This window comes from Streptomyces sp. NBC_01506, from assembly GCF_045040295.1.
Taxonomy (GTDB): Bacteria; Actinomycetota; Actinomycetes; order Streptomycetales; family Streptomycetaceae; genus Streptomyces.
Genome location: NZ_CP109422.1, coordinates 4,592,518 through 4,618,648 on the forward strand (window position 1 = coordinate 4,592,518; position 26,131 = coordinate 4,618,648).

Sequence of the window (26,131 nt, forward strand, 5' to 3'; positions counted from 1 at the left end):
GGTGATCCCATGAGCAGATCCGCCCGCTTCGACCGCGGCCACACCGACGACCTGATGACCTTCCTCGCCGCCAGCCCCACGCCGTACCACACGGTGGCGAACGCCGCCGCGCGGCTGGAGAAGGCCGGCTTCCGGCAGGTCCAGGAGACGGACGCGTGGGAGGGGACCACCGGCGCCAAGTACGTCCTGCGCGGCGGGGCGCTCATCGCCTGGTACGTCCCCGAGGGGGCCGAGCCGCACACACCGTTCCGGATCGTGGGCGCGCACACCGACTCCCCCAACCTCCGGGTGAAGCCGCTGCCGGACACCGGTGCGTACGGCTGGCGGCAGGTCGCCGTCGAGGTGTACGGCGGGCCGCTGCTCAACACCTGGCTGGACCGGGACCTCGGGCTGGCCGGCCGTATCTCCCTGCGGGACGGCACACACCGACTGGTGAACGTGGACCGGCCGCTGATGCGCGTACCGCAACTGGCCGTCCATCTGGACCGCGGCGTCAACACCGACGGTCTGAAGCTGAACCCGCAGCGGCACATGCAGCCGATCTGGGGGCTCGGCGAGGTCGAGGAGGGCGACCTGATCCGCTTCGTCGCCGAGGAGGCCGGGGTCGACGCGTCCGACATCACGGGCTGGGACCTGATGCCGCACTCCGTCGAACCGCCCGCCTACCTCGGGCGCGACCGTGAGCTGGTGGCCGGGCCCCGGATGGACAACCTGCTGTCGGTGCACGCCGGTACGGCCGCGCTGGCCGCCGTCGCGGAAGCGGCCGACGCGGGCGCCGCCCTGCCGTACATCCCGGTGCTCGCGGCCTTCGACCACGAGGAGAGCGGTTCGCAGTCCGACACCGGCGCGGACGGGCCGCTGCTGGGCACGGTGATGGAGCGCACGGTGCTGGCACGCGGCGGTTCGTACGAGGACCGGGCGCGGGCCCTGGCGGGCACGGTCTGCCTCTCCTCGGACACCGGGCACGCCGTGCACCCCAACTACGCGGAACGCCACGACCCGACGCACCACCCGCGCGCCAACGGCGGCCCGATCCTCAAGGTCAACGTCAACATGCGGTACGCCACGGACGGCGGCGGGCGCGCGGTGTTCGCGGCGGCGTGCGAGCGGGCGGGGGTGCCGTGGCAGACGTTCGTCTCGAACAACTCGATGCCGTGCGGCACGACGATCGGCCCGATCACCGCGGCCAGGCACGGCATCAAGACGGTCGACATCGGCGCGGCGATCATCTCGATGCACAGCGCCCGCGAACTGTGCGGCGCGGACGACCCGTTCCTCCTGGCAAACGCGGTAACGGCGTTCCTGGAAACCTGACCTCCGGGCCGGGCGGCACATCCGGCCCGTCCGCCACTCAACTCCGGCCGTGCCGACCAACTCGAGCCGGGCGGCACATCCAGCCCGTCCGGCGTTTGAGCACACACCCACCACCGGGCGCGGGAATGTCAACCGCCCGGCGGACAACTCAAGCCCGTCCGGCGCTTGAGGACAACCCACCACCGAGCCGCACCATTTCAGCCCGTCCGGCGCTTGAGGACGAACCGCCCACCGGGCGGCCCCGGTTGACCACCCCGGTTGACCACCCGCCCCCAACCCCTACGCGTCGAGCCCCGCCAGCACCAGCCCCAACCGCCCCACCCCCGCCCCGGAAACCCGCACCGGCACGCCCCAGTCCTGCTGGTGCACATGGCACGCCGGGAACTCGATCTCCGGCGCGTCGTCGCAGGACGCCGCCATCGCCGAGACGTGCAGCACCCCCTCCGTGACACCGTCGGCCAGCACCAGCTCCCGGCTCAGCTCCGTGCCGGCGCCCGCCCCGTGCGCCAGCAGCTCCGGCGGCGTGGCGGAGACCAGGAGCCGGGTCGAGGGGCCGTAACGGGTGTCCAGCTTCTGCCCCTTGGGCGCCTCGAAGACGACGTCGAGCCGCAGCCCGCCCGGCGCGACATCGGTCGCGGCGCGCTGCGTGCGGTGCGCCACCGACTCGACGCGCACGGCCTCCTCGGGCAGCCGCAGCCGGGTCAGCCGGTGCGCGGCGGACTCGACCACGACGATGTCGTCACCGACGAGCACCGCGTCGGACGGCTCCCGCAGATCCGTGGCGAGCGTCGTGACCTCACCCGTCGCCGGGTCGTATCGGCGCAGGGCGTGGTTGTACGTGTCCGACACCGCCACCGAGCCGTCCGGCAGGGCGGTCACGCCGAGCGGGTGCTGAAGGAGCGCCTGCCCGGCGGGGCCGTCGCGGTGGCCGAAGTCGAAGAGGCCGGTGCCGACCGCGGTCCGTACGACGAAGCCGTCCGCGGCCCCCTCACCGTCGCGCTCCACGTAGCGCAGCGCGCTGGTCTCGGAGTCCGCGACCCACAGCCGTTCCCCGGTCGCGGCGAGCCCGGACGGCTGCGCGAACCACGCCTCGGCGGCGGGCCCGTCGACCAGGCCCTCGTTGGTGGTCCCGGCCGCGACGCCCACGGTGCCGGTCGCCGGGTCGTACGTCCACAACTGGTGGACCCCGGCCATCGCGATCCACAGGCGGTCGTTCCACCAGGCCACGTCCCACGGAGAGGAGAGCGACACGTCGCGCGCGGGACCGTGGGTCGGTGAGCCCTGCCACCACTGGCTGCCGGTGCCGGCGAGGGTCGTGACGGTGCCCGTCGCCGGGTCGTACGCGCGGACGGCGTGGTTCACGGTGTCGGCGACCGCGATCCGCCCGTCCGGCAGCGGGGCGAGCCCCTGCGGCTCGTTGAACGCCTCCGGACCGAATCCGCGCTCACCGCTGCCGATCCGCCGGACCACGCTCTCGCCGTCCGCCGCCAGCTCGACCAGTTGGTGGCGGGTGGAGTCGGAGACCAGGAAGTTCCCCGAGGGCAGCGCGAGCACCTTGCCGGGGAAGCGCAGGTCGGTGGCGACGGGCTCGGGCGCCACGTACGGCCCGTCGCCGCGCCGCAGGGTGCCCTTCGCGGCGTGCGCGGCCTCCAGCTCCTCGACCAGCTTCTCGATGGCGTGCGCGTGCCCCTCGCCCGCGTGCTGGGCGACGACGTACCCCTCGGGGTCGATGACGACGAGCGTGGGCCAGGCCCGTACCGCGTACTGCTTCCAGGTCGCCAGCTCCGGATCGTCCAGGACCGGGTGGTGGACCTCGTACCGCTCGACGGCGTCGACCACGGCGGCGTGCTCGGCCTCGTGGACGAACTTCGGCGAGTGGACCCCGACGACCACCACGGTGTCGCTGTGCTTCTGCTCCAGCTCACGCAACTCGTCCAGGACATGCAGGCAGTTGATGCAGCAGAAGGTCCAGAAATCGAGCAGGACGATACGTCCGCGCAGGTCGGCGAGGGTGTACTGGCGACCGCCCGTGTTGAGCCAGCCGCCCTTGCCGATCAGCTCGGGGGCCCGGACACGGGCACGGCGGCGGGGCGTGGGGGTGGCGGACGGGGCGGCATCGTTCATGCCTCAAGCTTGCCATCCGGGTATGACAGCGGGATCACACACGCTCAGCGGCCGGTGCGACCGGTGAGGCTCAGGTCACGAGCGCCTGGAGCAGTTCGCGCAGCGTGTCCTGCTGGGAGACGGTCAGATTCGGCGGTGGCGCCGTGCCCCTACTGCTGCTCGTCTACGGCGCGGGCGCGGTCATCGGCAACTTCCTCGGCGGCCGGCTCGCGGACCGGGCCCTGATGCCGTCGCGCTTCGGAGCCCTCCCCCGGGGCGCCCGCGCGCACCAGTGCCTCCCCCGCCTCCGTACGGAAGTACAGCACCGAGCGGCCCGCGCGGCGGCGGCGGATCAGGCCCGCGTCCAGCAGCACCTTGAGGTGGCGGCCCACCGAGCCGAGTCCCTGGCCGGTCAGCGCCACGAGTTGCGTCGTGCTCTTGGGGGCGCCGAGCAGGACGAGGACCGCCGCCCGCGCGGGCCCCAGCAGCGCCCGCAGCGGCTCGGGCACCCGCGCCCGGCCCGTGTCGGCGAGGGCGCCCGCGCACGGGTACACCACGGCGTAACGGTCCGCGTCCCAGGACACCCAGCCCGTGTACGGCGTGACGGGCACGAACATCAGCCGCACTCCGGGGATCACCTGCGAGGGGTTCAGGGGGCCGCCGCGCGTGGAGATCTGGAGGCGGTTGCCGCCCAGCCAGCGCATGCCGGGCCGCATGTCGCTCAGCGCGCTCGCCCAGCCGCCCTGGCTCAACTGGGCCGTACGGGCGACGACATCGGCCTCGATGAGACGGCGGCGGCGCGGCCAGTACGGCAGAACGGCCTGAGTCCACACCCACTCCAGGACGGCGGCGGCGCGTTCCGGCAGGTCCGAGCGGTGGAGGGAGGCGGGGACGGGGCCGTCCATGGACAGCAGCAGATCGTCGCGGACCTGCTCGGCCGGGGTCTCCCTCACCCGTACGACCTCGTCCTCGAAAGAGGGCTCGCCGTCACTGTCGCCGGACGGCGTCGGCGTGATGAAGTCCGCGTTCCAGGTACGGCCGAAGGCCGACCGTACGAGCAGCGCCGTGACCGGGTCGGCCGTCTGCCGGGCCCGGTAGGCGGGCAGGTGCGCGTCGAGCCAGGCGCGCTCGCCGGGGTGCGCGCCCGCGTGCGCGGCCGTTCCGCGCTCCAGCGCCTTGAGACTCGCGACGGTCTCGGCCAGCGGCGAGACCACGAACCGGCTGCCCGCCAGCGTGTCCGCGTCGATCTGCCACCAGCCCATGCGCCACCCCTCCCGCCCCGCCGCCACGTCATGTTTCGCCCCCGCGCGAAACATTAACGCGTCGCCGGTGGCCCCGCCGAGACTCCCCGGCATGCGTACCTACCGGGAACTCTTCCGTACGAAGGAGTTCACTCCGCTCTTCCTGACCTCCGCCGCGAACGTCGCCGCCCAGACCGTGAGCGGACTCGCCCTGGGCACGCTCGTCTTCACCGCGACCGGCTCGCCCCTGCTCTCCGCCCTCGCCATGTTCGGCCCCTCCCTCGCCCAGGTGATCGGCGCGACGACGCTGCTCTCGGCGGCCGACCGGCTGCCGCCGCGCGCCACCCTGACCGTCGTCGGGTCCGTCTTCGCCGTCGGTACGGCCGTCACGGCCCTGCCCGCACTGCCCATCGGCGCAGCCCTCGCGATCGTCCTCGGCCTCGGGGTGGTCTCCGCGCTCGGCGGCGGGGTACGGCTCGGGCTCCTGAACGAGATCCTGTCCCCCGAGGGCTATCTCCTCGGCCGCTCCACGATCAACATGTCGTCCGGCCTGATGCAGATCGGCGGCTACGCGACCGGCGGCCTCCTGCTGACGGTCCTGTCCCCGCGCGGCACCCTGCTCACCGGCGCCGCCCTGTATCTCACCGCCGCCGTCGTGGCGCGGCTCGGCCTCCGTAAGAGGCCGCCGCGGGCGGCCGACCGCCCGTCGATCTCCGCGACGTGGCGAGGCAACGGGCTCCTGTGGGCTTCCCCGCCCCGCCGCTGGGTGTTCCTGGGGCTGTGGGTGCCCAACGGGCTGGTGGTGGGCTGCGAGTCCCTGTACGTGTCGTACGCGCCGCAGCACGCGGGCATCCTGTTCGCCGCCGGTGCGGCCGGCATGCTGACGGGCGACATCCTGATCGGCCGCTTCGTGCCCCGCCGTTGGCGGACGCATCTGGCCGTCCCGATGCTGCTGCTGCTCGCCGTCCCGCACCTGTTCTTCGTCCTGGGGCCGCCGCTGCCCCTCGCCCTGGCCGCCGTCATGATCGCCACCGTCGGCTACGGGGCGAGTCTGGTGCTCCAGGAGCGTCTGATGGAGCTGACCCCGCAGGAGTTGAGCGGGCACGCGCTGGGGCTGCACTCCGCGGGCATGATGGCCATGCAGGGTGTGTGCGCGCTCCTGGCGGGCGCCGTCGCCGAGCTGACCTCGCCCGCGACGGGCATCACGGTGCTTGCGGCGGCCTCCGCCACGGTCACCCTGGTACTGACGCGCGGACTGCGGCCGGGGGCGGGCGCGGGCGTGGGGGCGGACGTTGCGGGCTCCGACGTCCCCCGTACGCGTGCAGGTGACGCCGTAGCGCCGTCCCCCGGCAGCCCGGTGGGTACGGATGCCGCATGAAGTACTTGGTGCGCGACAAGATCTTCGCCATCGGCGACGACTACTGGATCGAGGACGAGCAGGGCCGGCAGGCCTTCCTCGTGGACGGAAAGGCGCTGCGGCTGCGCGACACGCTGGAGTTGAAGGACCCCCGGGGGCGGGTGCTGGTCACGCTGCGTCAGAAGCTGCTCAGTCTGCGGGACGCGATGACGATCGAGCGGGACGGCGAGCCGCTGGCCACCATCCGTAAGAAGAGGCTGTCGCTGCTGCGTAACCACTACCGGGTCGCCCTGGCCGAGGGCACCGAGCTGGACGTGAGCGGGCGGATCCTGGACCGCGAGTTCGTGATCGAGTACGACGGGGAGCTGCTGGCGCATGTCTCGCGCCGGTGGTTCCGGGTGCGCGAGACGTACGCCGTGAATGTGGTCAGGGACGACACGGACACGGCGCTGCTGATCGCGGTCGCGGTGTGCGTGATCCGGATGGCGGAGAAGGAGCGCGACGAGGGCTGAGCGGGGGTGCGGGGGTGTGGGGCGCCGACGAGGGGGCTCAGCGCCGGGGCGCCGTCACGCCCAGCAGACGGTCCTTCAGCACCGGGAACTGCTCGCGCGTCGTCGCGACCTTCGCCGGGTCGAAATCGACGGTCAGGACCTCCTCGCCCGGCCCCGCCTCCGCCAGGACCTCGCCCCACGGGTCGACCACGAGGCTGTGCCCCGACTGCTCCACCCCGGCGTGCGTCCCGGCCGTCGAGCACGCCAGCACGTACGCCTGGTTCTCCACCGCGCGCGCCCGCGCCAGCAGCGTCCAGTGCGCGCGCCGGCGCGCGGGCCAGCCCGCCGGGACGACGTAGACCTGCGCGCCCTCGTCGAGCAGCCCCCGGAACAGCTCGGGGAAGCGCAGGTCGTAGCAGGTGGCGAGGCCCAGTACGGCGTCCGGCAGCGTGACCGTCGCCAGCTCGTCGCCCGCGCCCATCAGGGTCGCCTCGCCCTTGTCGAAGCCGAAGCGGTGGATCTTCCGGTACGAGCGGGCGAGGGCGCCGTCCGGGGAGATGACGAGCGCGGTGTTGTAGAGGTCGGCCGCGCCGTCCAGGACCGCCTCGGGGGCGCGTTCCACGATGGACCCGGCGTGCAGCCACACGCCCGCGTCACGCGCCGCCTCGGACATCGCCCGGAACGTCGGGCCGTCCAGTGCCTCCGCCTCGGCGGCGAACGACTCGTACGCGAAAGCACCCACCGGCCACAGCTCGGGCAGGACGACCAGATCGGCGCCGCGCTGCTGCCGTACCAATGAAGCGGCGCGCTGCCTACGGGAATTGACCGATTCGTCCGGGTCTACTGCGATCTGGATGAGGGAGGCGCGCACACTACCACCGTCCTGGCATTCGAGCCGTCTACACGGGCCTACGATCGTCACACGAAAGCACTGCCGGGGTGCCAACGGGCAGCGTAACTTAGGCTCTCGAACCTCCCACGCAGCCCACAGCCCGCCGCCCGCAGCCAGCAGCCCAGCCCGCTAACCGCAGAACCGTCGAGGGGTCCCGTGACCGTCCATCCCAGCCTTCAAACCTACGCCGATGCCTGGTCCCACTCCATTGAAGCCATAGCCGAGCTGGTCCAGCCACTCGTCGAGGGCGAGTGGAACCGGCGCACGCCGTGCCCCGGCTGGTCGGTGCGGGACATCGTCTCGCACGTCATCGGTCTGGAATGCGAGATGCTCGGGGACCCACGCCCCATCCACACGCTGCCGCGCGACCTGTACCACGTACAGAGCGAGATGTCCCGGTACATGGAGATGCAGGTGGACGTACGGCGCCACCACACCGCTCCGGAGATGACCTCCGAGCTGGAGTACACGATCATCCGCCGCAACCGTCAGCTCCGCAACGAGAACCGCGCGCCGGACGCCATGGTCCGCGCCCCGCTCGGCACCCAGCAGACGCTCGAACAGGCCATGCGGGCCCGCGCGTTCGACATCTGGGTGCACGAGCAGGATCTGCGTACGACGCTGAGCAAGCCCGGCAACCTCGACTCCGCCGGCGCGCTGGTCACGCGCGACGCGCTCCTCGAAGCCCTCCCGAAGGTCGTCGCCAAGGACGCGGGCGCGCCGCCGAACACGGCGATCGTGCTCGACGTGCACGGCCCCCTGGAGTTCCTGCGGACGATCCGCGTCGACGCGGACGGCCGCGGCACGATCGACGGCTCGCCCTCGCTCGGCCCGGCGGTGACGCTGATGATGGACTGGGAGACGTACTTCCGCCTCGCGTGCGGACGGGTGCGGGCCGCGGCGGTGCCGGACCGGATCAAGACGGACGGGGACGCGGAGCTGGCGGCGGCGATCCTGCGGGAGTTCGCGGTCACGCCCTAACGCCTTCGCTTCGTACGTAGGCCGCGCTCAGGCGGGTACGTGCACGGCCTCCACCCGGCTCGCCACCAGCCGCTCCCGCTCACGCCGCACCGCGCGCGCCCGCAGCCGCAGGATCTGCGTGATCCCGAGCGCTTCGAGGACGAAGACGGACGAGAACGCGACGCGGTAGTTGCCGCCGGTCGCGTCGAGCAGCACGCCGACCGCGAACAGCGTCGTCATCGAGGCGACGAAACCGCCCATGTTGACGATGCCGGAGGCGGTGCCCTGACGGGCGGGCGGGTTCGCGGGCCGGGCGAAGTCGAAGCCGATCATCGAGGCGGGGCCGCAGGCACCGAGGACGACGCAGAGGGTGATCAGCAGCCACATCGGCGCGTGGGCACCGGGATAGGCCAGGGTCGACGCCCACACGAGCGCGGTCACACCGACCGTACCGAGGACCAGCGGCGCCCTGGCGGCGTGGTGGCGGGCGATGATCTGCCCGTAGACAAGGCCGATCACCATGTTGACGAGGACGACCAGGGTCAGCAGATCGCCCGCCGTGGCCCGGGACTGCCCCTGCGCCTCGACGAGGAACGGCAGCCCCCACAGCAGCAGGAAGACCATGGCGGGGAACTGGGTGGTGAAGTGCACCCAGAGCCCCAGCCTGGTGCCGGGCTCCCGCCACGACTCGGCGATCTGCCTCCGTACATAGGTCGCGCCGGCGTGCTCGGTCGGCGGCGGCTCGTGGCCCTCGGGGTGGTCCTTGAGAAAGAACAGCATCAGTACGAGGACGACGACACCGGCCATCGAGCTGCCGACGAACGTCGTGGTCCAGCCGAGATCGCTCAGCAGCCGGGCGATGACGAGCGTGGAGACCAGATTGCCCGCCATCCCGAAAAGACCGGTGAACTGGGCTATCAGCGGCCCCTGGCGGGCCGGGAACCAGTGGGCGCCGAGGCGCAGGACGGCGATGAAGGTCATCGCGTCACCGCAGCCGAGCAGGGCGCGCGCGGCGAGCGCCATGCCGTAGGTGGGGGCGAGGGCGAAGCTGAGCTGGCCGACGGTGAAGAGAGTCACGCCGATCGTGAGCACCCTGCGCGTGCCGAGCCGGTCGACCATGAGGCCGACGGGTATCTGCATGCCGGCGTAGACGAGGAGCTGGAGGATCGAGAAGGTGGACAGGGCGGAGGCGTTGACGTCGAAGCGGTCGGCGGCGTCGAGCCCGGCGACGCCCAGGCTCGTACGGAAGATGACGGCGACGAAGTAGACGGCGACACCGATGCTCCACACGGCGACGGCGCGCCGGCCGCCGGGCGGGTCACCGGGCAGGGAGAGCGCGCGGCCGCGCCCCGATGATCCGGACGACGGCCCGCCAGGGGTTCCGGCACTCACCGGGCCTCACCCCGTATGAGCACCTTGACGCGGCTGACATGGGCGCGCACGCACCGCGCGGCGGCGTCGGCGTCGCCCGCGCGGATGGCTTCGAGCAGTTCGGCGTGCTCGGTGATGCTCGTCCGTACGCGCTCGGGGTGCGCCTCCATGACGGCCACGCCCATTCTCAACTGCCGGTCTCTGAGCTGGTCGTAGAGCTTCGACAGGATCTCGTTGCCCGCGTTGCGCACGATCTCCGCGTGGAAGCAGCGGTCGGTGACGGCCACGGCGGCGAGGTCCCCCTCGTCGGCGAGCCGGCGCTGCTCCTCCAGCAACTCCTCCAGGCGCGCGACGAGCCGCGCGGACGCGGGGACGGCCCTACGGGCGGTGAACTCCTCGACCAGCAGGCGCGTTTCGACGACATCGGCGATCTCCTGCGCGGAGACGGCGAGGACGAGCGCGCCCTTCTTGGGATAGAGCTTGATCAGCCCCTCGACCTCCAGCTTGAGCAGCGCCTCGCGCACGGGCGTACGCGACACCCCTACGGCCTCGGCGAGTTCGCCCTCCGTAAGGAGGGTTCCGCCCTGGTAGTGGCGGTCGAGGACACCCTGCTTGATGTGGCTGTAGACACGGTCGGCGGCGGGCGCGGGGGACGTGGCGGCAGGCATGCGTACAGCTTAGATACAACAGAGATACGACGGGGATCACGTCCACATCGCGGAACGACGGTGAGCGGAACGACGGTGAACCGGCGACGAACGGGCACCGAAACGGCGGCCAACGGCGAAATTCCCGGGCGCGCCGTACATCCATTCAGACCGCTCATGCGTCTTTCAGTGGACTCCCCCTTCACGGGCGCGAGTCCAATTCACTTCAGACCAACGCATTCGCGACATCGGAGCGTTCCTTTGATAACCAGTCTCCCGGGCGTGCGCAGAAACGTGCGTAGGACCACCGTGGTCGCCCTCACCGCCGGCGCCCTGCTGACGGGCTCGGCCCTGGTCGCCCCCACGACCATGGCGGCCGAGTCCGCACCGCAGGCCGCAGCCGCGCTGCCGACCCTCTCGGCCAAGGGCGCCTTCCTGCTGGACAGCACCACCGGCAAGGCGCGCTACAGCAAGACCGGGGACACCCGGCGCCAGATGGCGAGCACCACCAAGATCATGACCGCGGCCGTCGTGCTCAACACCAAGGGCATCGACCTCAACCGCAAGGTCACCATCAAGCAGACGTACCGCGACTACGTCGCCCGCGAAGGCGCGAGCACCGCCGACCTGCGCACCGGCGACAAGGTGACGATCCGTCAGCTCCTGTACGGCCTGATGCTCCCGTCCGGCTGCGACGCGGCGTACGCCCTCGCGGACGCGATCGGTACCGGTTCCACGGTGGCCGCGCGCACGAAGTCGTTCATCTCGAAGATGAACGCGAAGGCGACCGAACTGGGCCTGAAGAACACCAAGTTCGACTCGTTCGACGGCATCTCGCAGGCCGGCAACAACTACACGACCCCCCGCGACCTGGCGACGATCGCCCAGTACGCGATGAAGAACTCCGCGCTCCGTACGGTGGTCAAGACGACGACCATCAAGACGGCGGCCACCAGCAGCACGGGCGCCACGCGCACGTACACCTGGCACAACACGAACCAGTTGCTCGGCTCGTACTCGGGCGCGTTCGGCGTCAAGACCGGCACGGGCACGGCCGCGGGCCCCTGCCTGATCTTCGCCGCCACCCGTAACGGCAAGACGCACATCGGCGTCATCCTGAACGGCACGGACCGCTACAACGACGCGAAGAAGCTGCTCGACTACTACTCGGGCGTCTCGGCGAGCACGATGAAGCTCCGCCAGCTCCCGGCGGGCGCACAGCGCGACTGACCCCCCTGCGGGATGCGGTAATGGGGCGCGGCCACCGGATGGTGGCCGCGCCTTCGTCGTTGCGGGGGCGGGTGCGGGTGCAGAAACGCTCCGCCCTCACCCGTAACGGTGAATATCGGGTTCTTTCTTCAGGTTTGAGGTTTGTTCGCTATTACGTTCCCTCGCATGGACGTAGTTAGCATGAACAAACACATTCAGCCGTCGGACACGGCGGCGCGGCACGAGGCGATCGACATCGGGGACTTCGTCTACGGGGCGACGGGGACGAGAATCCGCAGGCTGACGATGCCGGACGGAAGCCACTGGTTCCCGGTGGCGGACGTGCTCGGAGAGCTGGGCTACACCAACCCGCGCAAGACTCTCAAGGACCACGTCCCGGAGGCTTTCAGAACCCAACTCGGAACCGTAACCACACGTTACGGTTCATCCGTTCCCGCAGGTCACGGCTTCAAGCGATCGATGAACGTGGTGAACCTGAACGGTCTCATCATGCTGGTCTCAGCAGCATCGAAACCGGAGACCAGGCCGTTCAAGAAGTGGATCACGGAAGTCGTCATCACCATCCAGCGCGAGGGCTCCTACACCCTCCCCGGCGCCGAGGTGCAGCCGTCGGCCCCCGTCGCCTACGCGATGCCCGCGCAGGTCGCCGACGCGATCGTCCGGCTGGAAGAGCGGAACATCCGGGCGGACGAGCAATTCGCAGCCGTACAGCGTGAAACGCTCGAAACCAGGCGCGAAATGGTCACCGCCCATCAAGCCACCGCCCAAGCCCTGGAACGGATCGCCGACCGGCTCGACACCCTGATCGCCGACCGCCCGGCCGCACCGCCCCCGCGTACCACCGCCGACACCGTGCTCGCCGACTGGAAGTCGCGGATGTCGGTGACCGAGGACGTCTGGGCCGTCGCCGTCACCATCGCGCCGGCCCTCGCCGCCGACGGCGAGCTGCGCCAGTCCCTGACGTCCATCGCCACCCGCACCGGCCTGACCGAGCACCGCGTCAACGAATGCCTGCGGTTCATGCGCAAGCACGCCTGCATCCACCCTCTCGGCAGCACCACGGACGGCGTCCCGGTCTACGGCCTGAGCCCCGCGCGCCCCCTGTAGCCTTCCTCGGTCAGGGATCGCAGCGCGACGAGGAGGACGGGTGGCCGGTCAGCGGATCACGACCCGCAATGCCCGCTTCCAGCAGTGGCACGCGCTGCTCGCCAACCGCAACAAGCGCAAGCGCCAGAACGAGTTCCTCGTCCAGGGCGTGCGGCCCATCACGATGGCCGTCGAGCACGGGTGGAACGTACGCGCCCTGCTGTACGACGCGAGCCGCCCGCTCTCGCGGTGGGCCGAGGAGTTGCTGCGCGGGATCGTGACGGACCGTGTCGCGATGGCCCCCGAACTCCTCGCCGAGCTTGGCGAACGCACCGACGGAGCCCCCGAGGTCCTGGCCGTGGTCGAGATGCGCCCGGACGACCTGAGCCGGATCCGCGTCCATGACGCCTTCCTGGGCGTGCTGTTCGACCGCCCCACCCAGCCGGGCAACATCGGCAGCATCGTCCGCTCGGCGGACGCCTTCGGCGCGGACGGCCTGATCGTCACGGGCCACGCGGCGGACGTCTACGACCCGAAGGCCGTACGCGCCACGACTGGCTCGTTGTTCGCACTCCCGGTCGTCCGCAGCCCGTCGCACCACGAGGTGGCGGACTGGCTGGCGAAGGAGCGGGCGGAAGGACGCCCCGTCGCGGTCGTCGGCACGGACGAGCACGGCGAGGCCGACGTCGACCAATTCGACCTGGCCCAGCCGGTGTTGCTGCTGATCGGCAACGAGACATCCGGGCTGAGCGCGGGCTGGCGCGAGTTGTGCGACCACGTGCTGAACATCCCGATGTCGGGCTCGGCCAGCTCCCTCAACGCCTCGAACGCGGCGACGGTAGTCCTGTACGAGGCGGCCCGCCAACGCCGTTCCTGAACCGGGGTGTTACGCGGCCCGCCGCACGTACGCCGTCAGGGCCCGCCAGGCACCGGGGGTGACCCGCAGGACGGGCCCGGCGGGGTGCTTGGAGTCGCGGACGGCGACGGTGCCGGGGACGTTACGGGCGACCTCGACGCACTCGTTGGCTGCGGAGCTGTAGCTGGACTTGATGTACTCGTATATGGGCACGCGTCCTACAACTCCTTGAGGATTCTCACCAGGACCGGGAGCCGGAGTCCCGTACGAACACGGCAAACACGCCCCACGCGGGGGGCGAGACCGTGACCACGGGCCCGGCGACATGCTTGGAGTCCCGTACGGCGACGGCACCGGGGACGTTACGAGCGACCTCGACGCACTCGCCATTGCCGCTGCTGTAGCTGGACTTGACGAACTCGTAGTGCGGCACGGTCTACAACTCCCTGCGGATGCCTTCGATCAGAGCGATGGAGTCCTGCGGAGCGAATCCGTTCCGGACGATCCGGTCGAAGGTGACGTTGTGGCGCGCGGCGTCGCTCTCACTCTCCAGCCACAGCGTAGACGAAGTGGTGTCCATGTAGACCACCTCCATCGCGCCATGCTCCTCGAACGAGACGATGCTGAACGCGCTCGTCATACCCGGGTGCGAGCCCGCGATGAAGGGCACGACCTGAACCTTGACGTTCGGGAGCGCCGCCGCCTCGATCAGCCGGGCGAGCTGGGAGCGCATCACGGCCCGCCCACCGACGAGTTGTCGCAGAGCGCCCTCTCCGACGACCGCCCACAGACGCAACGGGGTGGCGTCGGAGAGCCTGGCCTGACGCGCCATCTTCGCCTCGACGAACCGCTCGATCTCGTCGGGATCCTCCCAGTCGGCGTTCCCGACCGCCAACGACCGTGCGTAATCAGGGGTTTGCAGAAGTCCGGGCACAAAGGACCCCTGCCAACTGCGGATACCGGTCGCGATGTCCTCCAGAGCCACGTACTCCACGAGCGAGCGCAGCTCGGGGTACTGGTTCCACCAGCCCTTGGCCTTGCGGCGCTCGCGATCGGTCTTCGCCAGGCTGAGCAGGCGGTCGAGCACCCTCGGGTCATCGATGCCGTACAGGTCGCACAAGGCGCGGATGTCCGGGTCCCGGAAGGGCACCCAGCCCCGTTCCATCTTGGCCACCTTGGCGGCGGTCGCAGTAAGCGCCTGAGCGGCCTGTGACTGCGTCAGGCCGGCCGCGTCGCGCAGCCGCAACAACTCACCGCCCAACTTCCGCCCCAGGACTGTGGATACGCGACTACCTCGGTTCGCCTGCTCTGCTGTCACAGCGCCAGTCTGCCGCCCACCGACATCCCGAACAAGCGAAATCGGAGATAAATATCTCCGTGACTGCTTGTCCCAATAGAGCCGATGTCGCTACTGTCAGCGCACAGTCGCTCGCGCAGCGGAGCCACCCGGCGAAAGTGCACCGCGCTGCCCTGCGCCGAAAAGACAGCCGGCATCGCCACCGCCGCTTCACCCCCAGGGAAGCCCCCCATGAACGCAACCCACGCTCCACAACAACCCACCCCCGACCCCGACCCCGAGCCCGTCCTCCAGGAGGACCGGCTCGACTACACCCCCACCACCGGCAGCGTGCGGCTCGCGCGGCGGCGGGCCGTGCGGCTCGTCGGGGAGTGGGGGTATCCCGGACTCGCGGGCACCACCGGCCTGTTGGTCAGCGAGCTGGCGACCAACGCCCTGCTGCACGGCTGCCTGCGCGACCGCCTCTTCCGCGTACGGCTCCAACTCACCGCCACCACCCTCCGCATCGAGGTCAGCGACCCACGCGGCGAACGGCTGCCCCACCTAAGGCTCCCCGAGGACGACGAGTGCTTCGGCCGGGGGCTGCTCATCGTCGCGGAGCTGGCCGACCGGTGGGGCGTCGAGCCGCGCACCGTCGGCAAGACGGTCTGGGCGGAATGCCGCCTCGGGCCACGCCCGACGGGTGCCGGCTGAACACGAACGCCGGGCCGGGGCACCCTGGTCCTCTGAGCCGTCCCCGGATATCGCGAGGTCCCGGGGATACGGCTGATCCCCAGGACCCAGGACCCGGTTCGCGCTGTCGGCGGTCAGGAGCAACCGGAGCTGATCTCCTGGAAGTTGTCGTAGTGGTCGCCGGTGTACCAGACGGTATGGGTGTCGGTGTCACGGACGAGGCGTTCCGCGTCGCGGTAGGTGCCGGGCGGGCGGGGGTTGACGTCGTACTCGCGGTAGTGGCCCTCCAAAGGAAGGTCACCTGAACGGTTGCCGTAGACGTTGCTGCCCCGGATCACGAGCCGTGTGTTCACCACCGGGTAGTCCGTGGGGCGCTTGGCCTGCGGCCAGTTGAGCTCCTTCCAGATCGCGCAGGCGTCCTTCACCTGCCCCGGGAACGCCTCCACCGGCAGCGGCGGATCGATCACGTCGGCAGCCCGAGCAGCGGCAACAGCCGGAGCCTGGGCGGGTGTTCCGGCCGTCGCGGTCGGGGCCGCCGCCGGAACAGCGAGGGCCGTCAGGAGCAGAGCGGCGACCGCCGCGCAGCGTGGCTTGCGGATGAGATTCATGCCTGGTCAACCACGTACCGGCCGTTCGGTCACTCCCCGTCACTCCAAGGGCTCGGCAGACAGCGCAAGCAAAATGGGCGCCGCGAGGCAGAGAACCGGCGCGCCCGTCGCCACCACGTGACGGACCCGACATGCTCAGGGCCGGCCCGGTCGGCGGGCGCCGTCGCCCGACGCGCTCAGCCGACCTTCGGAGAGCCGTCGGGAAGATCCCCGGCGCCTTCGCAGCGCTCAAGTTCCCGAGCGACTGCGCGCATGACGTCAGCCGTCAGCGCGGCAACCTTCTCCTTCGTGTCCCTGTCCCTGATCTCGGTCATGCCCCCACCTCGACCTGGACGGCCAGCAGATCGTCTGGGGCCCTTCGAGTACGGACAGGCGACGAACAGCGCCGCCCCGTATTCGCTGAGGTAGCCCTCGGCCGGTCCGAGTGAGATCGGGGTGCTGCCGGGTTCCGCCGCACCGCGCGCCACTTCGTCCCAGGTGAACTCGGACTCCTGATACCTGCTGAACTGGATCCCGAGGTTCGTCCCGCCACCGGACAGCTCGCACCTCCCTCCGCCCTCGGACGCGTCGACAACGAAGTTGACAGACCTCACGGTCTACCTTCCTGCCCGTGCTGCCAGACCAAGTGAATGCCGACGTGAATACATCAACGCGGTCTACTGCGACCACTGCTGCGGCCGGGAAGGTTGACAGGAGTGCGCGGCTCGTGGGACCCGCCGAACATCTCCGGTCACGGCAATGGCCTTCAAGACGGACACCCCTGAGCCTTGAGTGCTTGCGTCAGATACGAATCCAGAAAACGAGAGAGCGCCTGTCGGCGTTCGGAGGTGTCCTTCGGTGTGTCACTCATGGACTCGATCTCCATCACGAACTTCCGTTCGTCGTTGGGACGAGGGCACGCGACAACCGCGAGCGCCCCCTGATCCGCGACGCGCGCATCATCACCGATGTCGGCCTTCTCCGGGTGACCCATACGTCCCAGCGCCTCCTCCTTCACCTTGATGGGGTCGACGTCGGCGGGGACCACGTCACCCTTTACGTACAGCACCAGCGCTTTGTCCACCTGTAGTCGGCAACTCCAGCTTTCTTCGCCGAAATTGCTTCTTTTCTGCTCGAACGCATCGCCGTTCGGCAGCAAGGGGGCAAGCAGGTCGGCGTCGGCCGGCGTTTCGCAGACCGTGTCGGGCACCGCGTACTCACGGGAGTCCGAGCAACCCGCTGCCACAGCCGCAACCATCCCACCGGCAAGCAGAGCCAGAACACGACGGGTCCACGGCACGCTGATGGTTCGTGCACCGCTCGACATCACTGGTCACCCGCAAGACCGTTGGCCCGGTCGTTTCCGTTGAACGCGGCTCTGTTGATCTCGTCTGTGAGTGTGTAGGCACTGTTGGTGTGCCCAGGATTGGCCTTGCCCCACTCTTCGGCCAATGCCTTGAGTTGATTCTCGCGAGATGTGAACGTCTCACCGTTCTGTCGCTGGATCTCTTCGTCGATCCGGCCCTGCTCGTCCAACTGCCACGAATACGCGAGCGCGTCGACACCACGCTGTGCGGCGTCGCCGACTACGGGAATGAAGTTGACGACCCCACCCAAGCCGTGGTACCCCCACTTCGCGTCCCAGGTCGGGGCGTCCTTGTCCGTATTCAGCGCCTGATAGCGAGCCTCTTCGAGGAAGCCGACGGTCTGACCGGCCCGTATCAGGGTTTCCTTCGGGTCCTTCGGATTGTCCTCGTGAATGTCACGCAGCATTTCCTGGTTGAGACCGTCGTTCAGGATTCCGTATGCGTCCTGGCTGCGCGATACTTGCTTGCTGACTTCCAAAAGGTCGTGGCGGTCGAGCAGCCTCGGGTCGCCCGGGTCGTCGGCCAGCGCACTCGCGCTGTGATGGGTCTCGTCACCGTAGTTCAGCAGAAGCCCGGCCATGTCGTCGCGCAGTTCGGGCGGGAAGTCGTCACCCCTCGCGGCCAATCTGCTCAAGGCACCGTCCAGGACCTCACGTTGTGCGTCGGTATGGTTGTTCGAGGTGACCACATGTGGCTCGTCCGGATTGAGGCCGGTGCCCGCCGCGAGCAGTGCTTTGCCCAGGGCGTCCCGGGACTGGACAGTACCGTCGCCCTTGCCGAAGGGGTCGTCCTCGTCGTAGAACTCCCGCTCCGAGAGCAGGTAGTCGGCCATGTCCTCCTGGTTGAACAGTTCCGTCGCGAAACTGGGGTTGTGGGAGACAGCCTTGAGGTATCCAGCCATCGGATCGCTGCCTGATGCGCCGTCCTTCCCCGAGTAGTCCAACTGGGCGGCCATACCGGGGTTTCCCCAAATGGAAGCGGGGTCGAAGGGCTTCTTGGTATCCGTCTCGAAGGTGCGCATCGCGTTCCCGTAGTCCCGGAGGAAACCACTGTCGAAGTTCCCTTTGACCATGAGATTGCTCATGATCTGAAAGCCGTACGCCTTCGTCATCATGCCCTCGTGGCCGAACGTCTTGCCACCGGCCGCGATCACCTCGCGCTTCCAGGTGTCCATCGCCGGGCTGTCGCTCCGGGTCGCGGTGGCCAGCGTCATGCTCAGGTTGTCCTGGACCTCGGCGAGGATCTTGGCCCGGTCGCCGTCGACCGGGCCGCCGGGCGGCGCCGCCATGTCCCGCCAGAACTGGAGCGTCCCCTCCGCGCCGAGCGTCGTGGCGAAGCGTTCGCTGAAGCCGGGGTTGTCGCGCTGGTTCACCAGCGTCTCGTTGAAGCGGGCGACGTCCGCGTCGCTCCAGTCCTTCGGGTTGGTCTCCGCCGCCTTCTTCGCCCAGTAGTCGGCGTCCGCCTTGCCCTGCCGGTCGTCGGCCTCCTTGAGCCCGCCCGGACCGTCACCGGAGAAGTCGTGCTTGTTCTTCGCGAGCGCGCGCAGCGCCCGCGCGGCGACGCGGTCGGTCTCGCTCGCCTCCCACAGGATCCGCTTCACCCGGCGCTCGGCCACCGCGACTTCTTCGTCGCTCGGCTGGGGATGTCCCCCTTGCCGGCGGCGGCGCCCGAGGGGACGGACACGATCGCCGTGCCGTTGTCGTTGATGTAGATGTTCTTCTTCGCGACCTCGTCGATGAGCGCCCGCAGATCCGACTTGTGCCGCTTCAGGGCCGCGCTGGAGTCACGCAGAATTCCGAGGATGCTCCTGGCCTGGGCGGCCACGTCCCGGGACTCGGCGGCCGTCTTGATGACGAACTCCCTGGAGATGGTGGCGTTGGCGCCCTTCCAGTCGGCGGCCTGCGTCTGCGTCTGAAGCCCCTGGGCGCTCGCTCCGCCTCCTTCGCCGGTGGCCAGCGTGTTCAGCTTCGCGAACATCTTTTCCCAGTCGGACACCGCGCCGTCCAGCGTGCCCAGACGCAGATTGGTGAGTTCCCCCGCGGTCATCGTTTCCGCCGCCATGCGCTGTCCAGCCCCGTTCGCGGTCGTTACTTGATGTAGTCGTTGATCTTCGACATGGACATCGCCGTCTGGACGTGCACTTCGTCCTTGGAGTGCTGCGCGCGGGAGAAGTCCAGATGGTTGGAGATGTGCGCGCAGGCGTCCTTCAACGTCGCGGTCTGGCTGTTCCAGGCGTCGTGCAGCTCGGTCAGCGCCGAACCCATGTCGAGCCCGTCGTTGAACAGGTCGATCGACGCGGTGAACGTACTGGGACGGGCGATGTCACTGTCCACGCGGAACGTCTCGCGCAGCTCGTACGCCAGATTGCCGAGCTTCCCCAACTGGTCGTCGTGCACCACCAGATCGCCGTTCGAGGCCGTACCGCCGCCCCCGCCCCCGCCGTCGGCCGGAAGCTGGTTCAACCGCATCTGCGCGGACTGCTTGTCCGCGGCGTCGCTCTTGAGCTGTTCCCATTCGTCCCATGCCATGTGCTGAACCTTCCCCCTGTACGGCGGCCGTCCCGGTGGACGCGTTCGCTCCACTGACGCTAGCAACTTGCCTGCAAGCTGAAGCCATCGGCGGGAGACCGGCGCAATCTGCTCACATCCGGATACCCGGATACGTCGACGGCGGACCGCGCGCGAGGCGCGGTCCGCCGGTGGTGCGTTACTTCAGGGGGCTCCGGAGGGGCGGAGACCCTAGAGAACCGTGGCGCCGTAGACGCTCAGGGCCTCCGTGACGGGCTGGTAGAACGTGGTGCCGCCGGAGGTGCAGTTGCCGCTGCCGCCGGACGTGAGGCCCAGCGCGGTGTTGCCCGAGAACAGCGAGCCGCCGCTGTCGCCCGGCTCGGCGCAGACGTTGGTCTGGATCATGCCGTACACGATGCCGCTGGAGCCGTAGTTGACCGTGGCGTTGAGGCCCGTGACCGAGCCGCCGCGCAGACCGGTGGTGCTGCCGCTGCGCTGCACGGACTGGCCGACGAACGCGTTGCCCGCCGACGTGATGTCCCGGTACGTGCCGTTGTACAGGTAGACCCGGCCGTCGGCCGCCGCCGGGTTGGAGTGGCGGATGATGCCGTAGTCGTTGGTCGGGAAGCTGGTTCCGGTGCGCGTGCCTATGGACCAACTGGCGCCGATGTTGGTGCAGTGACCGGCGGTCAGCGCGTGGGCCACGCCGCCGACCGACACGTTGAAGCCGAGCGAACAGCGGCTGCCGCTGGTGGTGATGGCCTCGCCACCTGCGATCAGCGGGGTGAACTTGCCGGGGGCGCGCTTGATCGTCAGTTCGGCCTCGGAGTCCGAGAGCGCGGACTTGACCTCGGCCAGTTCGGTCGCGGAGACCGTGCTGTCGGCGGTCACGACGATCTTGCCGGTCGCCTTGTCGGTGTACCAGGCGGTGCCGGCCACGTCCGCGTCGAGCACGGCGGAGCTGGCCTCGGCGAGCTGCGAGACGGTCGCCTTGGCCTCGGGGGCCGGGGCGGCCGTGGCCGAGGGAACGGCGAGCGCGACGGCGGCCACCAGGCCGGTCGATACGGCGAGGACGCGGGCGCGTCTGGACACGCCGCTGAGGGGGGAAAGGCGCTTGAAGGTCACGAGATCCTCCGCAGATATGGGGGATGAACAGCCCATTGGGTGGGATGGGGCAGTTGTTGCGTGCAGGCCCCCGTCCAGCGATCACCGGACGTGGACCTGTCAAGCTGCGCGGATCGAATCGTTGACGGCTACGGCTCCTGACGCAAGGCCGACTTCCGGACCCCGGGCCCGGAATCCCTCCGGTGGCGAATACGCCTCTCCCGGCACCGAGTCGGGGCGTGCGCCCGCGCTTCGAGGAGCGCGTCGGGGCGCACATCGGGCTTTGCTGCAAAGCGGATACGGGCTGCCGGAATTGGGGGGTCCGTGCCGTAAACATCCTTTACGGGGGGCGAGTTCAAGCCCGTATACAGTCTCTTTACCGAAGGTCGCCACGGGTTACGTTACGAACACACACTGCTCGTCGCCCGGTCGGTCACCTGATACGGCTGGTGAGTACTGCGCCTGATGGGGTGTGTGCGTCAGGTGGGACGGCTTCCGTGGTTGGGATACATGCGCGATCTTCGAGCGAAGTGCCCGTGTATTTCCGATGGCCGAATCTTTGCATCCGCCTCGAAGCGCCGTCGTTCTGAGACCCGGATGCGCCCGGAGGCGCGCTCTTGCGAACCACTGCGGGCGTGTGCTGTGGAGGGGTGTTGTGGAGGTGTGCCGCTGGGGCGTGCGCTTACATCCAGGGCTCTCCGGTGATGCCCGCCGCGCGCATCGGTGTGACCGGGTGTCCCGGGCGGTCCAGCCACAACTCCTGGCCTCCGCGCGCCGTCACCGTCAGGCCGAAGCGGGTCAGCTCCGGGCGGCCCGCGTCCTCCCACCACACACGTGCCGCCGTGATCTCGTCCCAGAGGCGGCGGGTGCCCCACTGCCGCACCGCGTCCGGCGCGTCCCACTCCTCGTAACGCACGGACGCCCACGAGCCGTTGCCGTCCGAGAGGACGATCCGGTAGGTGGCCACCGGATTCGCGTTCTCCCAGGTGTGGACGTAGCGCGCCTCCTGGACGCGCAGGCCGATCGTGAAAGCCACGCCCCCGTTCGACAGAGCCAGGTCCGGGGCGATCGCGGACGGGCCCAGTCGGTCGGGGTCCGTGCGCGGGAGCGTGACGGTGTGGGGGCGCTGGGCGCGCATCCACATGAAGCTGACGCTGTCCACGAAGCGGCCGTACGACGGGCCGCCGGGCTCGCCCGACACCAGGCGCAGCAGGCCCGCGTTGGCGTACGGGGTGCCCCACGGCGTCACGATCGTGCCGCCCGGCCGGGTCTGGGCGATCCAGGCGTGGGGGACGTGGCGGACCGCCGCCGTCGAGTGGATGTGGTCGTACGGCGCGTTGGCCGGCCAGCCCGCGAGGCCGTCGCCCACGGCCGTCCGCGCGGGCACCAGGCCGGCGGCCTTCAGACGCTCCGCGGCCTGTGCGGCGACGCCGGCGTCGACCTCGACCGTCGTGACGGCCTCGCGGCCGAGTCGGGCCGCCAGCAGGGCACTTGTCCAGCCCGTCCCCGTACCGACGTCGAGCACGCGCGCGCCGTCCGTGACATCCAGATGCCGCAGCATCGACGCCACCAGCGAGGGCTTGGAGGCGGACGACGTGGGGACGCCGGGGCCGTCGTGGGCGCCGTCGTCCAGTTGTGTGACGACCACGTCGTCGGCGTCGACCAGTGCCCACCACGCGTCGGGCTCGACGGCACGGGTGACCCGCCGGTGGCCGGTGGGGGATCCGTCGTCCGGCGCCCATACGGCCTCCGGCACGAACTCCGGACGCGGGGCGCGCGCGAACGCGCCCCGCCAGCCCTCCGCCAACGCGCCGGACAGGGTCAGGCCGGACAGTAAACGCTCGTAGCCGTCGCGCACTTCTTCGGGGTCTCCCTCGGTCGTGGGACCGACCGACTGCGTTCAGTCACCATTCGGTCACCAAAACAGGTATACCCACTTCGCTCCGTGACCACAGGGGGCGTGCGGAAGCACCCAGGGCCGAGCAGGGCGCGCGGCAACGGCCCAACAACCGCCCGCTCACGGACGAGCGCCCGCGCGGAGTTGACCGCCGCTCACGGGCGAGTGCGTGAGCGGCGGGTCAAGCACCCCTCACGAACGGCCGCGTGGCACCGCGACCGTCAGGGACTGTGCCGGGCCGCCGACGCGGGTCCAGGTGCCGGACTCGGAATCCCAACGCCGCACCGACGTACGGTCGTCGGACAGGACGTACACCTCATGGCCCGCCACCCAGGTCTGCGCCCCCGCCGGGCCGATGTCGTGCCAGGAGTTCGCCGAGTAGTGGCGAAGACGGGTGCCCGTGGGGTCGGTGGAGAACAGGCCGGCGGTGCCGCCGAACAGCGCGCCGGCCGGGCCCGCCACCCGCGTCCACTGCTGCTCGGTGTCCTTCGCCTCGGGTGCCAGCCAGCGGGTGACCATCGCGCGGTCGGGCGTGAGGCCGTACAGATACCGGTCCGTCAGCGCGAAGTCGGCGCCCGCCGTGCCCACGAAGTCCCATTCGCCGGGCCGGCCGCGGTACTTGAAGATCCGGCCGTCCTTCGGGTTCGTCGCGAACAGGCCAGGGCCGCCTCCGTACAACCGCTGCGCGGGGCCGCCCACCCAGGTCCACGAGGTGCCCCGGCCGTCCCAGACATGGACGGCGCCGCGGTCCGCCGTCAGGCGGTAGAGGCGGGTGCCGCTGACCGCGATGTCGCTGCCCGGCTCGCCGACGCGGTGCCAGCGGCCGGGCCTGCCTCCGTAGGCGTAGAGGCCGTCGCCGCGCACCCCCGTCGCGAACAGGCCCGCCGGGCCCGCCCACAGGCCCTTCGCGGTGTCGCCGATCCGGGTCCAGTCGTCCGCATCGGGGCCGTCCCACCGGAAGACGCCGTCGCCGCCGGGACCGATCGCGAAGACACCGGTGCCGGTGAGCGGCGCGGCCCCTTCGGGGAGCGGGCCGTCGGACGGGGCGGACGGCCCCGACGACTGGACGCCGCCGCCCGACGGGGACCGGGCGCCGGCCGAGATCCCCTCTCCTCCGGAGGGGAGCAGCGCGACCAGCACCAGGAGGACGGCCACGGCGGTCGCCGCCATGGCCGTCAGCACGACCGCGAGCCGGGTGCGCCGCCCGCCCGGTCCGCGTACGGCGGCGGATACCGGGACCGGAGGCGGAGCCGTTACCGGGGCTGCGACCGGCGCCGTCACCGTGGCCTCGTCGGACGGCACCGCAGCGGCCCGCGCCGCCGCCCCCACCGCCGCCGCGTGCAACCGCCCCGCCGTCCGCGTACGGCTGAGGCGGACCGCCTCGTCCGGCGTACGGTCGGCGACCAGCCGCTCCAACAGGTCCAGTGGTACGAGCTTCTGGCCCGAGCGGTACTCCCCCCACATCGTCTTGCCGACGTGATACCGCTCCGCCAGTTCGCGCAGCGTGGCCCCGGCCGTCACCTCCAGCACGAACGACGCCAGCGCGTTCGCCTCCGCCGTACGGCCTCTCGGCGCGCCCTGCCGTCTGCCGGCCCGGCCGGTCCCGACTGTCCCGCCGGTCCCGACTGTCCCGCCTGTCCTGCCTGTCCTGCCTGTCCTGCCTGTCCCGTCGTCCGTCATCGCGATCCCCCTCGCTCCTGGGAATCCCAGCAGTTCGATTGTCCGCGGACAACGCGTTGTCCGGACTTCCCATGTGATTTCTGGCCGAATCGCCCGGACAATCGCCGCTCGCGTCAGCCTGGGAACGCGGGTCTCCACCGCCCGCCTCCCACGAGGAAAGGAGTCCGATGAGGCTCGCGCTCACCGGGGCACCGGCCCTGCTCGCCGCCGCACTCGCCGCCGCACTCGTCACCACGCCGGCCACCGCGGCACCCGCGCCCACGCCCACCGCCGCTCCCACACCCGCTCCCGCACCCGCACCCGCCCAGTACCAGATCGGCACCTTCAACATGGCGGGCGGCAACGCCGAGCACGGCACCAAGGGCGACGAGGCGCCGGAGGCCCTGGCGCGCAGTGTGCGCGATCGTATGCCCGCGGTCGTCGCCGTCCAGGAAGGCTGCGGCGACTGGAGCTTCGCCCTGTGGAACAAGCTCAGGGAGCAGCAGTACGACGTCCTGCTGAACCCGGTCCTCCAGCGCGCCGGCGGGCCCAACGCCGAGTGCCTGCACCCGAATTCGTTCGGCTTCGGCAACGGGCTGATCATGCGCAAGGACATCGGCTTCGACCCGAACTCCTACCGGGCCCACGAGTTGACGAAGAACGCCGCCGTGGACCCGGCGCGCAAGGACCACAAGGAGCAGCGGGAGATGCTCTGCGTCACGGCCCCGGCGCGTCAGCTCGTCGCCTGCTCCGTCCATCTGACGCACGACGACCGCGAGTTGCGCATCGCGGAGGCGGAGGAGGCGCGCCGCGTCCTGGCCGTGGAGTACGCCGGGTACACGAAGCTCGTCGGCGGCGACCTGAACGACGATCCGATGTCGGCCGCGACCGACCGGTTCTACGACTCCGGCTACGGGTTCGGGGCCCGGGGCGAGTTCAAGGAGGCCGACAGCCTCTGCGGCAACAAGATCACCCCCGTCGCCAACATCTACGGGACGCCCTGCCGGCTGGGTGGGCGCACCCACGGCTCCGGCAAGATCGACTACCTGTTCGTCTCCCCGCACGTCCCCGTCCGGTGGGCCCAGGCCACCTCGGCCAACCACTCCGACCATGTGCCGCTCTGGGCCGAGGTAACCCTCTGACCCGCTGACCATCGACCGCCCGACCAGCACAACTCGCTTTCCAACCAAGGAGGAAGACATGCCGTTCAGCGACGACGAACTCACCGAGATCGCCTTCCGGGAGCAGCGGGAGCGCGACCGCCAGTACCAGGAGTGGATGGACCAGCAGGAGGCCGACCGCCAGGCGCGGGCCGCCGAGGAGCAGGCCCGCAGGGCGGCCGAGCAGCCGCACTCCGGGCCCACCTGGTAGGCAGCACCTGATTCACGGACCAGCTCCACGCGCAGCGGGAAGGGTCGCGACCCCGGGGGGAGTCGCGACCCTTCTCTACGTGTCTCTACGTGTCTCTACGTGTCTCTACGTGTCTCTACGTG

At 70.3% G+C, this 26,131-nt stretch carries 27 protein-coding genes; 10 read left to right on the top strand and 17 right to left on the bottom strand.

Translation table 11 applies throughout. The features are described 5' to 3' along the window. Positions 1-9 precede the first annotated feature (9 nt). Complete coding sequence (locus OG329_RS20010; RefSeq protein ID WP_405796922.1) at positions 10-1,314, top strand: M18 family aminopeptidase; 1,305 nt, start codon at positions 10-12, stop codon at positions 1,312-1,314. A 279-nt stretch (positions 1,315-1,593) separates the two neighbouring features. Here the strand turns inward: OG329_RS20010 and OG329_RS20015 are convergent, their stop codons facing one another. Next, entirely contained in the window at positions 1,594-3,438 is a 1,845-nt protein-coding gene (locus tag OG329_RS20015; RefSeq protein WP_405796923.1) for an NHL domain-containing thioredoxin family protein, read from the bottom strand. Positions 3,439-3,587: 149 nt separating this feature from the next. Then, positions 3,588-4,679 carry an ArsR/SmtB family transcription factor gene (locus OG329_RS20020; RefSeq protein WP_405796924.1) on the bottom strand — a complete coding sequence of 364 codons (1,092 nt, stop codon included), beginning with the start codon at positions 4,677-4,679 and terminating at the stop codon, positions 3,588-3,590. A 91-nt stretch (positions 4,680-4,770) separates the two neighbouring features. On the opposite strand from OG329_RS20020, the gene OG329_RS20025 reads away from it, so the two are divergent. Both OG329_RS20025 and OG329_RS20030 read left to right on the top strand, forming a co-directional pair. Beyond that, positions 4,771-6,036, top strand: coding sequence for an MFS transporter (locus OG329_RS20025; RefSeq protein ID WP_405796925.1), 1,266 nt, complete (start codon positions 4,771-4,773; stop codon positions 6,034-6,036). After that, positions 6,033-6,527: an LURP-one-related/scramblase family protein gene (locus OG329_RS20030; protein ID WP_405796927.1), complete on the top strand. Its 495-nt coding sequence runs from the start codon at positions 6,033-6,035 to the stop codon at positions 6,525-6,527. Before OG329_RS20025 ends, OG329_RS20030 begins: the two co-directional genes overlap by 4 nt. Before the next feature lie 37 nt (positions 6,528-6,564). On the opposite strand, the gene OG329_RS20035 is transcribed toward OG329_RS20030, so the two are convergent. Continuing rightward, positions 6,565-7,377, bottom strand: a complete 813-nt coding sequence (locus tag OG329_RS20035; protein WP_405796928.1) for a carbon-nitrogen family hydrolase — start codon at positions 7,375-7,377, stop codon at positions 6,565-6,567. 177 nt (positions 7,378-7,554) lie between these two features. Between OG329_RS20035 and OG329_RS20040 the strand changes: the two genes are divergently transcribed. Further along, the gene (locus tag OG329_RS20040) at positions 7,555-8,379 is read left to right on the top strand and encodes a maleylpyruvate isomerase family mycothiol-dependent enzyme (RefSeq protein ID WP_405796930.1); all 825 of its coding nucleotides are present in this window, start codon (positions 7,555-7,557) and stop codon (positions 8,377-8,379) included. 27 nt (positions 8,380-8,406) lie between these two features. On the opposite strand, the gene OG329_RS20045 is transcribed toward OG329_RS20040, so the two are convergent. After that, a complete protein-coding gene (locus OG329_RS20045) occupies positions 8,407-9,750 on the bottom strand; it encodes a nitrate/nitrite transporter (protein WP_405796932.1) in 1,344 nt (447 codons plus the stop codon). After that, complete coding sequence (locus OG329_RS20050; RefSeq protein WP_382562006.1) at positions 9,747-10,397, bottom strand: GntR family transcriptional regulator; 651 nt, start codon at positions 10,395-10,397, stop codon at positions 9,747-9,749. The genes OG329_RS20045 and OG329_RS20050 overlap by 4 nt, the downstream gene beginning before the upstream one ends. Positions 10,398-10,670: 273 nt before the next feature. Here OG329_RS20050 and OG329_RS20055 point away from each other — a divergent pair, with 273 nt between their 5' ends. The 3 genes from OG329_RS20055 to OG329_RS20065 all read left to right on the top strand — a co-directional run bounded on the left by OG329_RS20055 (position 10,671) and on the right by OG329_RS20065 (position 13,569). Beyond that, positions 10,671-11,606 carry a D-alanyl-D-alanine carboxypeptidase family protein gene (locus tag OG329_RS20055; protein ID WP_405801926.1) on the top strand — a complete coding sequence of 312 codons (936 nt, stop codon included), beginning with the start codon at positions 10,671-10,673 and terminating at the stop codon, positions 11,604-11,606. Between the two features lie 180 nt (positions 11,607-11,786). Next, positions 11,787-12,713, top strand: a complete 927-nt coding sequence (locus tag OG329_RS20060; RefSeq protein ID WP_405796934.1) for a Bro-N domain-containing protein — start codon at positions 11,787-11,789, stop codon at positions 12,711-12,713. Between the two features lie 40 nt (positions 12,714-12,753). Next, positions 12,754-13,569: an RNA methyltransferase gene (locus OG329_RS20065; RefSeq protein WP_405796936.1), complete on the top strand. Its 816-nt coding sequence runs from the start codon at positions 12,754-12,756 to the stop codon at positions 13,567-13,569. 9 nt (positions 13,570-13,578) lie between these two features. On the opposite strand, the gene OG329_RS20070 is transcribed toward OG329_RS20065, so the two are convergent. From OG329_RS20070 to OG329_RS20080, 3 genes are read right to left on the bottom strand one after another with little or no spacing between them, the layout of a single operon-like run. Beyond that, positions 13,579-13,761: a DUF397 domain-containing protein gene (locus OG329_RS20070; RefSeq protein ID WP_405796938.1), complete on the bottom strand. Its 183-nt coding sequence runs from the start codon at positions 13,759-13,761 to the stop codon at positions 13,579-13,581. Between the two features lie 25 nt (positions 13,762-13,786). Further along, positions 13,787-13,981 (bottom strand): DUF397 domain-containing protein, encoded by a 195-nt coding sequence (locus OG329_RS20075; protein WP_405796940.1) that lies wholly within the window; start codon positions 13,979-13,981, stop codon positions 13,787-13,789. A 3-nt stretch (positions 13,982-13,984) separates the two neighbouring features. Further along, on the bottom strand, positions 13,985-14,866 hold the full coding sequence (locus OG329_RS20080) for a helix-turn-helix domain-containing protein (protein ID WP_405796942.1): 882 nt from the start codon (positions 14,864-14,866) through the stop codon (positions 13,985-13,987). Positions 14,867-15,076: 210 nt separating this feature from the next. Between OG329_RS20080 and OG329_RS20085 the strand changes: the two genes are divergently transcribed. Then, a complete protein-coding gene (locus OG329_RS20085) occupies positions 15,077-15,538 on the top strand; it encodes an ATP-binding protein (RefSeq protein WP_405796943.1) in 462 nt (153 codons plus the stop codon). A 113-nt stretch (positions 15,539-15,651) separates the two neighbouring features. Here the strand turns inward: OG329_RS20085 and OG329_RS20090 are convergent, their stop codons facing one another. The 9 genes from OG329_RS20090 to OG329_RS20130 form a co-directional block, all read right to left on the bottom strand. Further along, positions 15,652-16,125 (bottom strand): ribonuclease domain-containing protein, encoded by a 474-nt coding sequence (locus OG329_RS20090; RefSeq protein ID WP_405796944.1) that lies wholly within the window; start codon positions 16,123-16,125, stop codon positions 15,652-15,654. A gap of 176 nt (positions 16,126-16,301) precedes the next feature. Further along, entirely contained in the window at positions 16,302-16,718 is a 417-nt protein-coding gene (locus tag OG329_RS20095; protein ID WP_405796946.1) for a hypothetical protein, read from the bottom strand. A 152-nt stretch (positions 16,719-16,870) separates the two neighbouring features. Continuing rightward, entirely contained in the window at positions 16,871-17,431 is a 561-nt protein-coding gene (locus tag OG329_RS20100) for a hypothetical protein (RefSeq protein WP_405796947.1), read from the bottom strand. Then, entirely contained in the window at positions 17,431-19,086 is a 1,656-nt protein-coding gene (locus OG329_RS20105; RefSeq protein ID WP_405796949.1) for a hypothetical protein, read from the bottom strand. Before OG329_RS20105 ends, OG329_RS20100 begins: the two co-directional genes overlap by 1 nt. Beyond that, on the bottom strand, positions 19,068-19,532 hold the full coding sequence (locus tag OG329_RS20110; RefSeq protein ID WP_405796951.1) for a hypothetical protein: 465 nt from the start codon (positions 19,530-19,532) through the stop codon (positions 19,068-19,070). Before OG329_RS20110 ends, OG329_RS20105 begins: the two co-directional genes overlap by 19 nt. A 26-nt stretch (positions 19,533-19,558) precedes the next feature. Then, positions 19,559-19,999, bottom strand: a complete 441-nt coding sequence (locus OG329_RS20115) for a hypothetical protein (RefSeq protein ID WP_405796952.1) — start codon at positions 19,997-19,999, stop codon at positions 19,559-19,561. A gap of 210 nt (positions 20,000-20,209) precedes the next feature. Then, positions 20,210-21,103, bottom strand: coding sequence for a S1 family peptidase (locus OG329_RS20120; RefSeq protein ID WP_405796953.1), 894 nt, complete (start codon positions 21,101-21,103; stop codon positions 20,210-20,212). Between the two features lie 661 nt (positions 21,104-21,764). Continuing rightward, the gene (locus OG329_RS20125; protein ID WP_405796954.1) at positions 21,765-22,940 is read right to left on the bottom strand and encodes a methyltransferase domain-containing protein; all 1,176 of its coding nucleotides are present in this window, start codon (positions 22,938-22,940) and stop codon (positions 21,765-21,767) included. Positions 22,941-23,171: 231 nt separating this feature from the next. Further along, complete coding sequence (locus OG329_RS20130) at positions 23,172-24,659, bottom strand: hypothetical protein (protein WP_405796955.1); 1,488 nt, start codon at positions 24,657-24,659, stop codon at positions 23,172-23,174. Positions 24,660-24,826: 167 nt separating this feature from the next. On the opposite strand from OG329_RS20130, the gene OG329_RS20135 reads away from it, so the two are divergent. Further along, positions 24,827-25,780 carry an endonuclease/exonuclease/phosphatase family protein gene (locus OG329_RS20135; RefSeq protein WP_405796957.1) on the top strand — a complete coding sequence of 318 codons (954 nt, stop codon included), beginning with the start codon at positions 24,827-24,829 and terminating at the stop codon, positions 25,778-25,780. A 58-nt stretch (positions 25,781-25,838) separates the two neighbouring features. Next, positions 25,839-26,009: a hypothetical protein gene (locus tag OG329_RS20140; RefSeq protein WP_405796958.1), complete on the top strand. Its 171-nt coding sequence runs from the start codon at positions 25,839-25,841 to the stop codon at positions 26,007-26,009. Positions 26,010-26,131: the final 122 nt, after the last annotated feature.

Excerpts from the sequence above, each read along its gene's own strand:
- OG329_RS20010 (WP_405796922.1), top strand. The coding sequence starts at position 10 with ATGAGCAGATCCGCCCGCTTCGACCGCGGCCACACCGACGACCTGATG.
- OG329_RS20015 (WP_405796923.1), bottom strand. The coding sequence starts at position 3,438 with ATGAACGATGCCGCCCCGTCCGCCACCCCCACGCCCCGCCGCCGTGCC.
- OG329_RS20020 (WP_405796924.1), bottom strand. The coding sequence starts at position 4,679 with ATGGGCTGGTGGCAGATCGACGCGGACACGCTGGCGGGCAGCCGGTTC.
- OG329_RS20025 (WP_405796925.1), top strand. The coding sequence starts at position 4,771 with ATGCGTACCTACCGGGAACTCTTCCGTACGAAGGAGTTCACTCCGCTC.
- OG329_RS20030 (WP_405796927.1), top strand. The coding sequence starts at position 6,033 with ATGAAGTACTTGGTGCGCGACAAGATCTTCGCCATCGGCGACGACTAC.
- OG329_RS20050 (WP_382562006.1), bottom strand. The coding sequence starts at position 10,397 with ATGCCTGCCGCCACGTCCCCCGCGCCCGCCGCCGACCGTGTCTACAGC.
- OG329_RS20060 (WP_405796934.1), top strand. The coding sequence starts at position 11,787 with ATGAACAAACACATTCAGCCGTCGGACACGGCGGCGCGGCACGAGGCG.
- OG329_RS20085 (WP_405796943.1), top strand. The coding sequence starts at position 15,077 with ATGAACGCAACCCACGCTCCACAACAACCCACCCCCGACCCCGACCCC.
- OG329_RS20090 (WP_405796944.1), bottom strand. The coding sequence starts at position 16,125 with ATGAATCTCATCCGCAAGCCACGCTGCGCGGCGGTCGCCGCTCTGCTC.
- OG329_RS20100 (WP_405796947.1), bottom strand. The coding sequence starts at position 17,431 with ATGTCGAGCGGTGCACGAACCATCAGCGTGCCGTGGACCCGTCGTGTT.
- OG329_RS20110 (WP_405796951.1), bottom strand. The coding sequence starts at position 19,532 with ATGGCGGCGGAAACGATGACCGCGGGGGAACTCACCAATCTGCGTCTG.
- OG329_RS20115 (WP_405796952.1), bottom strand. The coding sequence starts at position 19,999 with ATGGCATGGGACGAATGGGAACAGCTCAAGAGCGACGCCGCGGACAAG.
- OG329_RS20130 (WP_405796955.1), bottom strand. The coding sequence starts at position 24,659 with ATGACGGACGACGGGACAGGCAGGACAGGCAGGACAGGCAGGACAGGC.
- OG329_RS20135 (WP_405796957.1), top strand. The coding sequence starts at position 24,827 with ATGAGGCTCGCGCTCACCGGGGCACCGGCCCTGCTCGCCGCCGCACTC.
- OG329_RS20140 (WP_405796958.1), top strand. The coding sequence starts at position 25,839 with ATGCCGTTCAGCGACGACGAACTCACCGAGATCGCCTTCCGGGAGCAG.